This window comes from Flagellimonas marinaquae, from assembly GCF_023716465.1.
Classification (GTDB): domain Bacteria; phylum Bacteroidota; class Bacteroidia; order Flavobacteriales; family Flavobacteriaceae; genus Flagellimonas; species Flagellimonas alginolytica.
The window spans coordinates 2,676,565-2,690,876 of sequence record NZ_CP092415.1 but is presented as its reverse complement, the minus strand read 5'-3'; the positions used below and the strand labels follow the sequence as shown (position 1 = coordinate 2,690,876).

10 protein-coding genes are annotated in these 14,312 nt (G+C 42.2%); 9 read left to right on the top strand and 1 reads right to left on the bottom strand.

Annotated features, from left to right (window positions below; genetic code table 11):
- Positions 1 to 41 precede the first annotated feature (41 nt).
- The 9 genes from nagB (at position 42) to MJO53_RS12060 (ending at position 12,992) form a co-directional block, all read left to right on the top strand.
- On the top strand, positions 42 to 1,949 hold the full coding sequence (nagB, locus tag MJO53_RS12100; protein ID WP_224835071.1) for a glucosamine-6-phosphate deaminase: 1,908 nt from the start codon (positions 42 to 44) through the stop codon (positions 1,947 to 1,949).
- A gap of 53 nt (positions 1,950 to 2,002) precedes the next feature.
- Positions 2,003 to 4,975 carry a SusC/RagA family TonB-linked outer membrane protein gene (locus tag MJO53_RS12095; RefSeq protein ID WP_224835072.1) on the top strand — a complete coding sequence of 991 codons (2,973 nt, stop codon included), beginning with the start codon at positions 2,003 to 2,005 and terminating at the stop codon, positions 4,973 to 4,975.
- 17 nt (positions 4,976 to 4,992) lie between these two features.
- Positions 4,993 to 6,327 (top strand): hypothetical protein, encoded by a 1,335-nt coding sequence (locus MJO53_RS12090; protein ID WP_252079254.1) that lies wholly within the window; start codon positions 4,993 to 4,995, stop codon positions 6,325 to 6,327.
- 90 nt (positions 6,328 to 6,417) lie between these two features.
- Positions 6,418 to 7,902, top strand: a complete 1,485-nt coding sequence (locus MJO53_RS12085) for a glycoside hydrolase family 10 protein (protein WP_252079253.1) — start codon at positions 6,418 to 6,420, stop codon at positions 7,900 to 7,902.
- A 7-nt stretch (positions 7,903 to 7,909) separates the two neighbouring features.
- On the top strand, positions 7,910 to 8,392 hold the full coding sequence (locus tag MJO53_RS12080) for a GNAT family N-acetyltransferase (RefSeq protein ID WP_224835075.1): 483 nt from the start codon (positions 7,910 to 7,912) through the stop codon (positions 8,390 to 8,392).
- On the top strand, positions 8,389 to 9,669 hold the full coding sequence (locus MJO53_RS12075) for an MFS transporter (RefSeq protein ID WP_252079252.1): 1,281 nt from the start codon (positions 8,389 to 8,391) through the stop codon (positions 9,667 to 9,669). The genes MJO53_RS12080 and MJO53_RS12075 overlap by 4 nt, the downstream gene beginning before the upstream one ends.
- Positions 9,662 to 11,245, top strand: coding sequence for a glycoside hydrolase family 3 protein (locus MJO53_RS12070; RefSeq protein WP_252079251.1), 1,584 nt, complete (start codon positions 9,662 to 9,664; stop codon positions 11,243 to 11,245). Before MJO53_RS12075 ends, MJO53_RS12070 begins: the two co-directional genes overlap by 8 nt.
- Positions 11,242 to 11,907, top strand: a complete 666-nt coding sequence (locus tag MJO53_RS12065; RefSeq protein ID WP_252079250.1) for a class I SAM-dependent methyltransferase — start codon at positions 11,242 to 11,244, stop codon at positions 11,905 to 11,907. Before MJO53_RS12070 ends, MJO53_RS12065 begins: the two co-directional genes overlap by 4 nt.
- Positions 11,904 to 12,992, top strand: a complete 1,089-nt coding sequence (locus MJO53_RS12060; protein WP_252079249.1) for an anhydro-N-acetylmuramic acid kinase — start codon at positions 11,904 to 11,906, stop codon at positions 12,990 to 12,992. Before MJO53_RS12065 ends, MJO53_RS12060 begins: the two co-directional genes overlap by 4 nt.
- Here the strand turns inward: MJO53_RS12060 and MJO53_RS12055 are convergent.
- Positions 12,989 to 14,203 (bottom strand): multidrug effflux MFS transporter, encoded by a 1,215-nt coding sequence (locus MJO53_RS12055; protein ID WP_224835080.1) that lies wholly within the window; start codon positions 14,201 to 14,203, stop codon positions 12,989 to 12,991. The two genes, MJO53_RS12060 and MJO53_RS12055, sit on opposite strands and share 4 nt — an antisense overlap.
- Positions 14,204 to 14,312 lie beyond the last annotated feature (109 nt).

Below are 14,312 nucleotides of genomic sequence, written 5' to 3'. Positions count from 1 at the left end.
TTAACTTTTCAGCATTTTGCTAGAACCTTATACATTTTGTTATGTACCAGCCTTATCAAGAAGAATTAAGATTTGAGAAAATCCACACCATTATTCATGGAAATTCTGATGTAGCTTCGTTATCCGTTGCCAACGAAATTGCCAGTTTGATCAACCAAAAACAGGAAGAAGGAAAAAAAGCCGTTTTGGGCTTGGCTACGGGCTCAACCCCTGTAAAAGTTTACGATTACCTAGTTCAATTTCATAAAGAAGGACGGTTGAGCTTTAAAAATGTCATCACCTTTAACTTGGATGAGTACTTCCCAATGAAACCGGATTCCATCCATAGCTATGTGAGATTTATGAACGAGCACCTGTTCGATCATATTGATATTGAACCACACAATATCCATATCCCAGATGGTAATATTTCCATGGACGAAATAAGAAAGTACTGTGAGGATTATGAGGAGAAAATTAAAAATGTAGGCGGAATAGACATCCAAATATTGGGTATTGGACGAACGGGTCACATTGGTTTTAACGAACCGGGATCCACATTGAACAGTAAAACCCGTCTGATCCGTTTGGACAGAATGACGAGACTCGATGCCGCAAGCGACTTCTTTGGCGAGGAAAATGTTCCCAAACGAGCCATTACCATGGGAGTCGGTACTATTATGAGTGCCCGTAAAATAATTCTTATGGCTTGGGGCGAAGGAAAGTCCAGCATTGTACAACAAGCCGTAGAGGGAAAAATAAAAGAATCGGTTCCGGCAACCTTCCTTCAGCATCACGACAATTGTGATTTTGTTTTGGACGAAGCGGCTGCATCATCCCTAACCAGAAAAAAGACCCCTTGGTTGGCCACAGAGTGTGACTGGGACGATAAATTGATCAAAACCGCCACCATCTGGCTATCAGAAAAGCTTGGAAAAGCCATTCTAAAATTGACCAACGAGGACTACAACGAATACGGAATGGGCAATCTGATCGCAGAGATCGGTTCCGCAGAACAAATAAACCTAAAGGTTTTTAACCAGTTACAGCACACCATTACGGGCTGGCCAGGAGGAAAACCGAATGCAGACGATAGCCAACGTCCTGAAAGAGCACAACCGCACCCAAAAACTTCCTTGATCTTTAGTCCGCATCCAGATGATGATGTGATTTCGATGGGAGGCACCTTATTGCGCCTGGTAGATCAGGGTCACAATGTACATGTGGCATATCAAACCTCAGGGAACATTGCTGTTTTTGATGATGAAGTAATCCGCTTCTTGGATTTTGCCATAGATGTACAAAAAGACAACAAAGAGCTTAAACAAAAGATAAAGAAAGTTAGAGAATTCTTGGCCAATAAAAAGCCTGGTGAATTGGATAGCCCCGAAGTACAAGAGTTCAAAGGCCTGATCAGAAAAGGAGAGGCTTTGGCCGCTTGTAGATATTGTGGCGTACCGGAAGAGAACGCCCATTTCCAGAACCTTCCGTTCTACGAAACAGGGGCAGTTCGCAAAAAACCACTTTCCGATGAGGATGTACAGTTAACGTACGACTTGCTCAACAAATTGAAGCCGCACCAGATTTTCGCCGCCGGAGATCTGTCGGACCCACACGGAACACATAGAGTATGTCTTCAGATTATTTTTAAGGCACTGGAAAAACTAAAAGAGGACAGGGTAGATTGGATACGGAACTGTTACGTATGGCTGTACCGTGGAGCATGGCAAGAATGGGACATTGCCGATATGGAAATGGCAGTACCGATCGGCCCCAAGGATATGGCCCGTAAGATCACTGCCATCTTTAAACATCAATCCCAAAAGGACAGCGCTATGTTCCCGGGCAACGACGATCGTGAGTTTTGGCAACGCGCCGAACAAAGAAACAAGGACACGGCGAACAGATACAACGAGCTTGGAATGGCAGAATATGAAGCCATGGAGGGATTTGTACGCTATCATTTTTAAAGAATGAACACTAACAACTCGATAAACTAAATTCAATTAAACTACTCAATTTTATGCGAAAACTTCATGACTATTTAGGATTGAGGTTCCGATTGGTGCTATTTGCACTCTTGGTATCAACGCTTTCCGCGTTTGGCCAGAGCCAGTACACTTTTTCTGGAACCGTTACAGAAACCGGAACCAACCTTCCCTTGGCAGGTGCATCGGTTTTTATTGAAAACTCATCATTCGGCACTGTTACCGATTTTGATGGAAACTACACGTTTACTGCAACTCTTGACTCGGGTTCTTACACACTAGTGTTCAGTTCACTAGGATTTACATCACAACGAATATCCATTGATGCCGGTGGGTCAACCACTATTACCAACGACATGGCCTTGGCCGAAGACCTTTTGAGCTTGGACGAGGTAGTTGTTACTGGTAGTGGCGCCGGTGTAAACAAAAGGACTTTAGGGAACGCCATTTCTTCTGTTAAAGCCGAACAATTGGTAGAAAATGGTGCTACACAGATCGATCAGGCCATTTCGGGTAAGATCACCGGCGCATTGGTACAACAAAATTCTGGAGATCCTGCCGGAGGTATCAGTATCCGTTTAAGGGGACCAAGTACCATCGCCGGTAGTTCCGATCCGTTGTATATTATTGATGGAATCATCATTAGCAACTCAAGTAACGAGTTGGTGGACTTAGGGGGAAATGCCCAGAACAGGTTAGCCGACATTAACCCTAACGACATTGAAAAAATCGAGGTAATCAAAGGAGCTGCTGCGGCAGCTATTTATGGTTCTCGAGCAAGTAACGGAGTTGTACAGATCTTTACCAAACAAGGTAGGAGCGGTGAACCCAAGTTTACTTTTATGACCAATGCCCGTATCAATGAACTAAGAAAAGAAATTGATTACAATACAGTACCATTGGCCTGGGAAGTTCCTACGGACCGATCTAACCTGGCAACTTACGAAGTGGACCGTTACAACCTGCAAGATGAGTTGTTCGATACTGGTTTTGGTATAGAAAATTACCTATCCATGACAGGAGGTACAGAAAAAACATCATACTTCCTATCAGCTTCACACCTGGACAACGAAGGAATCATTAAAAACACCGATTTTAAAAGGTACGGTTTTAAAGCGAACATTACCCAAAAGGCTTCGGATTGGCTGGACATTACCGGTGGGTTCAACTACGTTCGCAGTGTAAGCAAGGATGTACCCAATGGTGGTATCAACAACCCATACGGTGCAATAACTGGTTATGTGTTCAGTGACAACTCAATAGACCCGTCACCGGACGAATCCGGGGTATACCCTGTAACCTCTCCATTGGTTCCAAGAACCAATCCTGCAGAAGCAGTGGCTCGTTTCGATTTCGGTCAGAAAACCAATCGTTTTATCACCAGCCTTGCTTTGGATGCAAAGTTCAACGATAACTTAAGTGCCAAATACACTTTTGGTATGGATTACTATAACCAATCGGCAACGGCATACATTCCAATTAACAATACATCTCCAAATGCCGATGGATATGCAAGAAGAGCTGATTTGAACAACTTTCAGTACAACTCTGACCTTAACGTAACGTATAGAACCGAGCTTACTGATGATATTAGGTCAACCTCTACCATTGGCGGATCTTGGCAGTATGAGGAACGCGAGAGCGTTGGCATTAACGCAACAGGGCTTCCTCCATTGGTTCAAACGGCAACAGGTGGAAGTATTTTAGAGCAAGGCGAAAGCCGTTCACAGATCTCTTATTGGGGTGCCTTCTATCAGCAATCATTCTCGTACAAGGACAAAATTTACATCAATGGTGCCGTGCGTATGGACGGAGCTTCTTCTTTTGGAGAAGACGAACGTAACCAATTGTATTTTAAAGCCAGTGGTTCTTACGTAATGTCGGACGAAGAGTTTTGGAAAAACACCTTTGGTGACGCTTTCAACATCTTTAAAGTTAGGGCATCTTGGGGTCAGGCAGGTAACCTTACCGCACTTGGCGCCTATTCAAGATTTACGAATTACAATCCATCAGCATTGACCGGAGCAGTTAGTCTTACTCCAAGCACACTACTTGGTAATGCCGATCTAAAACCCGAAAGACAAGATGAGTTCGAATTAGGTTTCGATTCAGGCTTTATGAACAACCGCTTAGGTATCGAGTTTACTTATTACAAACAAAAAGTAACCGATTTGCTACTGCAAAGGGTACTTGGCCCATCGAGTGGGTTTGGTTCTCGTTTTGAAAACGTTGGTAACTTGGAAAATACCGGTGTTGAAATACTATTGAGAGGAACCCCGATCAAGTCCCAAGATTTTAACTGGGATGTGACCGCTACTTTCTCCAAAAACAAAAACGAGGTTACCAATGTTGCCGGAGGTGGAAGAATTGCGCTTGGAGGAAGTTTCTCTACCAACTACGTAATCGAAGGTGAGCCATTGGGTGTATTCTATCGTCAGTTCTACGCAAGAAACGAAGACGGTTCCATTGCTTTGGATGAAAATGGATACCCATACAGAGGTACAACCGAAGATGGTGAAGCATCCAAGGTAATCGGTGATCCAAATCCAGATTGGTTTGGTTCTATAATCAACGAATTCTCCTATAAAGATTTCGGTCTTAGAGTTCAATTCGACGCCATCCAAGGCTACGATGTTTTCAATTGGAACAGAAGATTGATGGATAACGTAATCTTTGGTGGAGGTGCACAAGTTGGTGCAGAATTGTTAGGTGAGCTTCCCAAAGGATATGGTAGTGCACAAGCTAACATCTTCGAAGAGTTCGTTGAAGATGGTTCTTTTGTAAAACTTAGAGAGGTTGCTTTGAGCTACACCCTTAAACCAAAATGGGATTATATAGACAATGTGAAGTTCAGCCTGGTAGGACGTAACCTGATCTCTTGGGACGACTATTCCGGATGGGACCCAGAAGTAAGTGCTGCCGGACAAAGCAACGGTGTAAGAGGATTTGATTTTGCTACGGTGCCAATACCGAGAACCTACCAGTTAGGTGTAAACGTAAGCTTCTAATCTTAAAAAAATTGACAATGAAATTTTATAGATATTCTACATATAAGCTGATGTTCCTGCTAACCACCGTATTGGCAATCACATCGTGCGAAACAGACTTTGACAATCCAAATGCCGCTGCAAGTGATCAAGTTTTCACTTCCAGGGAAGGGATTTTGGCCACTACAATTGGAATGCAGGAACTGTATTCCACTACCGGTATGCGATATATTATCGAAACCCCTGCAATTACTACAAGAGAAGGAGGAATAACCACTACTTTCCAAAACATGATCGATTTGGAAGACGGTGGGGACATCCCTAATACCAATTCCAATGTAGTGGGATTGTGGACAACAATGCTAAGAGTAGTGGGAATTGCCGAGGACATTGCAGCAAATGCTGCCGAACTCGATATCGATGCAGGGACCAAAAGTGGTTTGATCGCCAATGCGAAACTATTTCACGCCATGAGCATTGGAGCCATGGCTCAGAACTATGAGCAAGTAATTGTGGCGACTTCCGAGGACAACCCTCCTTTCATATCAAGAATTGAAGGGTACAACACCGCAATCGCCTTGTTGAACGAAGCCAAGAGTGCCATCGCTGCAAATCCGATTTCTGCAGAGTTCGAAGCAGAGGTTTTAAGAGGGGATATTGATTTGGAGAACACCATAAATGCCATGTTGGCCAGATTTAATCTGTTTGCGGGCAACTACGATGCGGCCATCGCTGCAGCATCCGAAGTGGACCAAACCTCTAGTTCCGTTTTTACCTACGATACTCAAAACCTAAATCCAATTTGGAGCAGGGTTTTCCAGAACAGCGCTCCGAACTTTAAACCACAGGACAATTTTGGCTTGCCAGCTAGTTTTGTATTCGAAGACGGTGACGGTAGATTTGACTTTTACATGGTTCCTTTGGATGAATTGAACCAAAACCAATTCCCGATCGAAGATTTAGCAGGTTTCTTTAATGCCGACACAGGATCTATTCCAATTTATCTACCGGACGAGATGAACCTGATTATTGCCGAGGCCAATCTAAGAAAATCATCCCCCGATACCGGTGCCGCTGTTACCGCTTTAAATTTAGTGCTAACCGATACCGATGATGTTTTTGGGGTAAATGCCAACGTTTCTGCTTATGATGGGGATACTTCGGTTGCCGTATTGTTGGACGAGGTATACAAAAACAGAAGAGCAGAACTGTTCTTAACAGGAATGAGTTTGGAAGATAGCCGACGATTTGGAAGACCCGACCCGACCCCTACAGTTCAGAATTTTGACGAAGAACGTAATAGAAACTTTTATCCTTACCCTAACACGGAAAGAGATAATAACACCAATACACCAGATGACCCAGCCATCTGATACAATTTTGTTTTAAGTTGTTAGTTGTTTAATTTAATCTTGCAAAAAGGCCTACATTTAGTGCATACGTAGGCCTTTTTTTTCGCTTATATGTTTCGAATTCTATACATAATCCCAGTTTTTATTTTTCTTTCCTGTGCTACCACCAAAGCCCCAAAAGAAGAATTTAGAGGTGTTTGGGTTGCCACTGTGGCCAATATCGATTGGCCCAAAAATCCCAATGACGAAGTAATCAAGAAAAAAAAGGATTACATCCAAATCTTGGACTTCTACCAAAAAATGAACTTCAACGCGTCCATTGTTCAAGTTAGGACCGCAGGAGATGCCCTCTACCCTACTGATTTAGCACCGTGGTCCAGGTATCTGACCGGTAAGGAAGGTGAGGCACCAAAAAAGTTCGATGGACCTCTAAAATGGATGATCGAAGAAACACACAAACGAGGTATGGAATTTCATGCTTGGCTCAATCCGTACAGAGCTACAGTTAGCTTGGACACCACCCAGCTCTCACAAAAGCACGACTTTTTCCAACATCCCGATTGGATCATCAAATACGGAAAAAAATATTACTACAACCCCGGACTGCCAGCGGTACGGGAAAAATTCAATAAAATCATTGAAGAACTGGTCACCAATTATGAAATAGATGCCATTCATTTTGATGATTATTTCTACCCCTACAAAGTTGAAGGGGAAACTTTTGATGATACCGAAAGCTATAAAAAATATGGATTGCCGGGTCAGTCTTTGGAAGATTGGAGAAGAAGCAATGTGGATTCCTTGGTGAAGGATGTGCACAAAACCATCAAAAAACATAAACCTTGGGTACAGTTCGGCATTAGTCCATTTGGCGTTTGGAAAAACAAAAGTACCGACCCTTTGGGCTCCGATACCAAAGCCGGACAAACCACCTATGAAGACCTATATGCCGACCCCGTACTTTGGGTCCAAGAAGGTTGGCTGGATTATTTAGCGCCCCAAGTGTATTGGAGCATGGATTACCCCGTGGCATCACATAAGATTATCACATCTTGGTGGGCCAAAAACACACCCAACACCAATCTATACGTGGGCAATGGCACGTACAAAATCAAAAATAATGCGGACAAGGCTTGGAAGAAAAACAATGAAATTCCCAAGCAGTTGCATTTTGCCCGGGATTTGGATAACATTGACGGTAATATCTTTTTCAGCGCAAAATCCTTGATCGGTCAGCATGAAAAGGTCAACAAAAAACTCCAAAAGAAATTTTACAATCTGCCCGCAAAAAATCCAGGGCCATTAAATCGTGTAGTGCGTGTAGTTCTACTTCCCGCTATCAAATCAGTCGAAGTCAGCAATACAATCATCGATCTATGTGTTTCCCATACGGATAATGTTCCTCGTTTTATAAACCTTTACGTTGTAAAACAAGGCAAAACAGAACTCATTGGAAAAGAATACCTTTCCGAAAGTGAAGTAGAAGGGTGTTATCAATTCAATATTACAAAAAAACATCTACGAAAAGATTTAGTAATCAACATAAGTGATGCATACGGCAACGAAAGCGCTGTGCAGCCACTAAATTTAAAATAGACCACTCATGCACGATATGCTTGTTCGACTTTTGGACCTTCCCGACATTTCTGAGGCGGAAAAAAACCTCTTCGAAAATCACGGTGTAATATTTAAAAGACCCATTAGTCCGGAAAAAAGTATTGTTGTGGATTGGACAAAGAAGCATTTCAGCAAAAATTGGGCGGACGAAACAGAAGTTGCCTTTGCCTCCAAGCCCGTAAACTGCTTTATTGCTCAGCGTGGACAGGAAATTTTAGGTTTCGCTTGTTTTGAAAGTACCGCCAAGAATTTTTTTGGCCCTACCGGTGTCCTAACCGACCAAAGAGGTAAAGGCATTGGTAAAATATTACTGATAAAGGCACTTATGGCCCTCAAAAATATGGGATACACCTATGCAATTATTGGAGGGGTCGGCCCTGCTGGCTATTATGAACAGGCCGTAGGCGCCAAGATCATAGAAAAGTCGGAAAAAAGTATTTATCAAAATCTATTAAAACAGCCTAAATGAATGTAGCTCCAAAAGATAAAAACGCTTGGTTGTGGATTCCTTTTTTATATTTCACTCAGGGAATCCCATACATTCTAGTGGTAACCGTTTCAGTAATTATGTACAAACGATTGGGCATTGGAAATGCAGAAATCGGCCTGTACACAAGTTGGTTATATCTGCCATGGGTAATAAAACCATTATGGAGCCCCTTGGTGGACATTAACGGTACCAAACGAAAGTGGTTCTTGGCCATGCAATTGATTATTTCGTTGGCATTTTTGGGAATCGGACTTTTTCTACCGTCCAACTCGTTCTTTATTATCACCTTAGCGTTTTTCTGGATGGCTGCTTTTGCATCGGCCACAAACGACATTGCCTCCGATGGGTATTATATGATCGGCCTTACACAGAAAAAACAGTCGTTTTTTATAGGACTTCGCAGCACTTTTTACCGTTTGGCCATGGTTACCGGACAAGGACTTTTGGTAATCTTTGCCGGTTTTCTGGAAAATAAATACGGGGACAATACCAAAGCATGGTCTATTACAATGATCTGCGCTGCTGTTTTAATGATCGCTTTGACCATATCCAACTTTTTTACCGCACCAAAATTTGAAGAGCCTGCCTCGCAATCGGATGAAAAACCTGCTGGATTTTTCGAAGTATTCGCCACCTTTTTTAGAAAACATCAAATCGGGGTAGCATTGCTGTTTATCCTAACGTATCGCTTGGGGGAATCCCAATTAGTTAAGATGGCCTCCCCTTTCCTACTGGACGGACTGGAAATGGGCGGATTGGCCTATTCCACCGAAGCCGTGGGCACCATTTATGGCACCGTAGGCGTAATTATGCTATCACTTGGCGGCATTTTGGGCGGTATTTTAATATCTCGGGATGGCCTAAAAAAATGGATGCTTCCCATGCTGCTCGCACTAAATTTGCCCAACGCTCTGTATGCATTGTTGGCCGTTACACAAACGACCAGTATTTACGCAGTGGTGGGCACCGTAATCATAGAACAATTTGGTTATGGTTTCGGTTTTGCAGCATTTATGATGTACCTCATCTATGTGGCAGAAGGAGCTTCGAAAACATCGCACTATGCCATAGCGACCGGTTTTATGGCTCTTGGAATGATGCTGCCCGGAATGCTAAGCGGCTACATACAAGAATGGTTGGGTTATGATGGCTTCTTTATATGGGTGGTAATTGCCGCCTTGCCGGCTTTTATTGTGCTTCGTTATTTAAAATACCCTGCCGATTACGGCAAAAAAACTACCGATTCAAATGATTGATACCCATAGAACATACACACTTACCTCTGAACAACTTTCTTTACAACAAAAGGTAGGGCAATTATTTATGCCTGCCGTATTCATCAACGATACCGAGGAAGAGGTTCAAAAAATGGAAAAATTGATCAAGGATTACCATGTAGGATCCATTTGTTTTTTCCACAGCAGGGCCAGTGCCGCAACCAACTTCGAAGGCAAGAAAAAAGTGGTTCACAACGAAAAAAGCTATGATCGGCTATTGGAGCTTATAAACCGATACCAAAAAGCCGCTCAAATTCCGCTCATCATAGCCATCGATGCTGAATGGGGACTTGCCATGCGCATCGAGAACACACCACAATTTCCTTATGCGATCACATTGGGCGCCCTCAACAATAACAACGAACTTATTTATAAAGTGGGAGAAGCCATCGGGAAAGATTGTAAACATGCAGGCATCCAATGGAATTTGGCCCCCGTGGTCGATATCAACAACAATCCGGAAAATCCTGTTATTGGGTATCGGTCTTTTGGGGACGATAGGGATAGTGTACTCTCCAAGGCAGAAGCATTTCTAAAGGGAATGTCGGAAAGTGGGACTCTTAACTCCATTAAACACTTTCCCGGGCATGGCGATACGGCCACCGACTCCCATTTGGGACTGCCTGTTATCGATAAACCCTTGGATGATCTATTGAAGAATGAACTATATCCTTTTAAAAAACTGATAGATAAAGGGGTCGACTCCGTTATGGTCGGGCATTTGCTCTTGCCACAGATAGATCCCGATCACCCATCCACTACATCATCAAAGATTATTTCCGAGCTACTCCGAAAAGAGTTGGGTTTTAATGGCGTAGTAATTTCCGATGCACTAAATATGCATGCCGTATCCAAAAAGTTCGCTGAAAAAGGGGCGTTGGAAGCGGCTGCGTTTTCTGCTGGTATGGATGTACTATGCTTTACCGAAAATGTGGCGGAAGGCATTACAAGAATCGTAAATAATTCAACTAAAAAACAAATAGAACAAAGCTTTGAAAGGGTTTGGGCATTAAAACAGAAAGTTTTCGCCCCAAATACCGCTGTGCAAACTTCAAATGGGGATACTGTCCAATTAAACAAAGAAATCGCCCAAAATACCATTACGGAGCTTTATGGCAATCCACTCCTGGCAGAAGAAATCAAATCCTCCAACTTCTTGAATGTTTCTATAAGTTCTGGAAAAAAGAACCACTTTTCGGAACAAATAGCGGCACATTCGGGAATACAAGCCATAGATTTGGATACTGCATTGGCATCGGATAAAAAAAATGCCTTGCTGAGTATATTTCCACCCGCTGTAAAACCTAAAGATTTTTTTGGGTTTGATAAGAAGACATTGGCGTTGATCCATAGACTGATTCAAGAAAAAAACATCTTGATCTACCTTTTTGGCAACCCTTACGTGCTCGATATTTTACAATTGGCAGCGAATTCCAATGTAGCATTGATCTATCAGGATTTTCCAGAATTCCAAGAAGTTGCCGTTGAACACTTTTTAGGAAAAATAGAAGCTAAAGGAACACTTCCCATTCAACTGAAAACATTCCAGCTATGAGTGATGAAATCAAAAAATCTTGGCATAAAAATGCCGAAGAATGGGTGAAAATTATTCAAAACAACGCAATTCCATCAAGAAAATATACGAATACGGCCATTCTCGACACACTAAAATCTTTGGATGGTGACTCCTTGGCGGACATTGGCTGCGGAGAAGGTTGGTTATCGCGGGAAATGCACACCTTGGGTTGGAAAACTACAGGAGTAGATGCAATACCAGGCTTAATCGAGCAAGCAAAAAAACAAGGTAACCATTCTTTTGAAGTGTTCACTTTTGAGGATATTATTGACGGAAAAGCAATTCCAAATGCACCTTTTGATGTTGCAGTCTTCAATTTTTGCCTGTATCTAAAAGATGGAACACAAGAGTTGTTTTCCAATACTTTAAAGCAATTAAAAGCAAACGGCGCCATTGTGATTCAGACTTTGCACCCCTATTTTTTGATTGAAAACGGTCTACCTTATCAAAGTCAATGGCTCTCCGATTCTTGGAAAGGCCTGCCGGGCAACTTTACCGACGGACATTCTTGGTATGCTCGGACCATGGAAGATTGGATCGAGGTATTAAATATGGTTGAGCAGAGTAAATTTAGTTTTAAAGAAATCTTGAATAATGAACACAAGCCGATTTCTTTAATCATAGAAATAAGTAATATATGAACACGTATAAAGTCTTGGGACTAATGTCCGGTACTTCTTTGGACGGTCTCGATATTGCCTATTGTCATATTTGGGAAGAGGCCGGAAAATGGAATTTTTCCATTAAAGAAACCGCAGAAATAGATTATTCCGACAAAATGCGGGAACATCTTAAAAACGCCATCCACCTTTCCGAAGAAGACCACGATCAATTGCACAAAGATTATGGAATTTTTTTAGGGCAAAAGACCAAGGAGTTTATAGAAAACTTGAAAGGAGATGTGGATTTTATTGCAAGTCATGGACATACTTCCCATCACAGACCGGAAGAAGGGATTACGTTTCAACTTGGCGATGGTCAACTATTGGCCAACACTTCCGGAAAAAAGGTAGTGTGCGACTTTAGAACTAAAGATGTGTCCCTAAAGGGACAAGGAGCTCCCTTGGTACCCATTGGTGATGAGCTTTTGTTCCATGAGTATGACTTTTGTCTGAATTTGGGCGGCATCAGCAATATTTCTTTTAAAAAGGACGGTAAACGTATAGCCTATGATATTGGTTTGGCCAATATGCCCTTGAACTTTATTACCCATAAAATGGGTATGGCCTATGACGAAGATGGAAAATTGGCACGTTCTGGAAAACTGGACCGGACCATGCTGGACAAACTGAACAACTTGGAGTACTACCAACTGCCCAATCCCAAATCCACGGGCTTTGAATGGTTTTCCTCCGAGATTCTACCAATAATAGAAAGCTCAAAAGCTTCCAATAAAGACCTGTTGCACACATTTATCCACCATAATTGCGAACAAATCGCAAATGCAGTACATCTGCACAAGAACAGTAGCGAAACTGACACCAAATTATTTGCTACGGGAGGGGGTGCACTTAACTCTTTCTTTATCGAAACGCTTCAAGAAAAGTTGGGCAGGGAAATCCAAGTTGTTGTACCTAGCAAAACTTTGATCGCTTATAAGGAAGCCTTGGTTTTTGCTTTAATGGGCGTTTTACGGCTAGAAGGTAAAACAAACGTGTTAAAGTCAGTTACCGGTGCAACGGAGGATTCTTGCAGTGGTGAAATATTCATGCCCGCAAAGGTTTAAGTCGTAGCTACCCTTTTTCTTTTAGGTTTGTTCACCCAAAGAAAAATGGTCAATGCGCACAATCCGCAAATGGCCAGACCGGCAAATAAAGGCCAAACCGTGTCTTTTACGAATTCACCGATAAAAGTGGCTATAGGTATGGACAGTAGAGTGGATACAAATCCGTTAATAGCAGCACCGATACCAGCAATATGACCGATAGGCTCCATGGCAATGGATCGGAAATTTCCCCACATAAACCCAAGACAGAAAAACTGGATGGAAAGAAACCCTACCAAAATATAAATGCTGGGATTTGGTGAGTTCAAAAACAAAATGGAATACAAAATGGCAATAACACAAAAGGCTATAGTGGCCATAAGCGAAAGTTTCCGCATTCCAAAACGCATAACCAGAGTTCCGTTTAAAAAAGTTGAAAGACCTATGGAAATGGCCAATCCTGCAAAAATGTATGGAAACATTTCCTTGAGTGCGTATTGATCTTCAAAAATATGCTGGGCAGAACTTAAATACACCAAAAATGCTCCGGTCACCAGTCCCGATGTCAATGTAAAGGCAACCGTTTCCCTATGTTTGATAAATTCGCGAACACCATCGATAAACACATGCTTAGTGAACGGTATTTTATATTGTGGATGTAAAGTTTCCTTTTGACGTTTCCAAAACCAAATAGCAACAATAAGTACAAATACCAATTGAACGTAGAAGATGGCCTTCCACCCGGCAGCATCCAAGATAAGCTTACCAATGGCAGGAGCCACGACCGGTACCAGAATAAAGAAAGCAACCACAAAAGACATAATTTTTGCCATGTAGTCTCCTTCGTAGGTATCCCGAATTATAGAGATGGAAATGGTTCTTGGAGCGGAAAGTCCAATACCCTGTAAAATTCTTCCGACCACCATAATTTCCAACGAGGGCGCATATAAACAAATAATACTTGCCACTAAAAATATTACGAAACCGACATAAACCACCGGTTTTCTCCCAAAACTATCGGATATGGGGCCAAAAAATAATTGTCCCAGACCAAGACCCAAGAAAATCATGGTGACCAATAACTGGTTATCCGTTGGGTCGGTACTATTAATAGCTTCTCCGATATTGGAAATGGCAGGCAAAATGGCATCTATGGCCAAGGCCACGATGGACATTAAAGCAGCCATCATGGCCACAAACTCAAAATTGGGTTTTTGATTTTGTTTTTGCATCCGGCAAAATTAGTGATACCCAATGGATCGCTAAAGCTTTTAAGAAAGGTTTAATGTTATGGAAACACTTATAACGTTGTAGTTAAAAATAAGTAAAATCAATCCTTGG

Coding starts and splice junctions, on each gene's coding strand:
- nagB (WP_224835071.1), top strand. CDS start 42: ATGTACCAGCCTTATCAAGAAGAATTAAGATTTGAGAAAATCCACACC.
- MJO53_RS12095 (WP_224835072.1), top strand. CDS start 2,003: ATGCGAAAACTTCATGACTATTTAGGATTGAGGTTCCGATTGGTGCTA.
- MJO53_RS12090 (WP_252079254.1), top strand. CDS start 4,993: ATGAAATTTTATAGATATTCTACATATAAGCTGATGTTCCTGCTAACC.
- MJO53_RS12085 (WP_252079253.1), top strand. CDS start 6,418: ATGTTTCGAATTCTATACATAATCCCAGTTTTTATTTTTCTTTCCTGT.
- MJO53_RS12080 (WP_224835075.1), top strand. CDS start 7,910: ATGCACGATATGCTTGTTCGACTTTTGGACCTTCCCGACATTTCTGAG.
- MJO53_RS12075 (WP_252079252.1), top strand. CDS start 8,389: ATGAATGTAGCTCCAAAAGATAAAAACGCTTGGTTGTGGATTCCTTTT.
- MJO53_RS12070 (WP_252079251.1), top strand. CDS start 9,662: ATGATTGATACCCATAGAACATACACACTTACCTCTGAACAACTTTCT.
- MJO53_RS12065 (WP_252079250.1), top strand. CDS start 11,242: ATGAGTGATGAAATCAAAAAATCTTGGCATAAAAATGCCGAAGAATGG.
- MJO53_RS12060 (WP_252079249.1), top strand. CDS start 11,904: ATGAACACGTATAAAGTCTTGGGACTAATGTCCGGTACTTCTTTGGAC.
- MJO53_RS12055 (WP_224835080.1), bottom strand. CDS start 14,203: ATGCAAAAACAAAATCAAAAACCCAATTTTGAGTTTGTGGCCATGATG.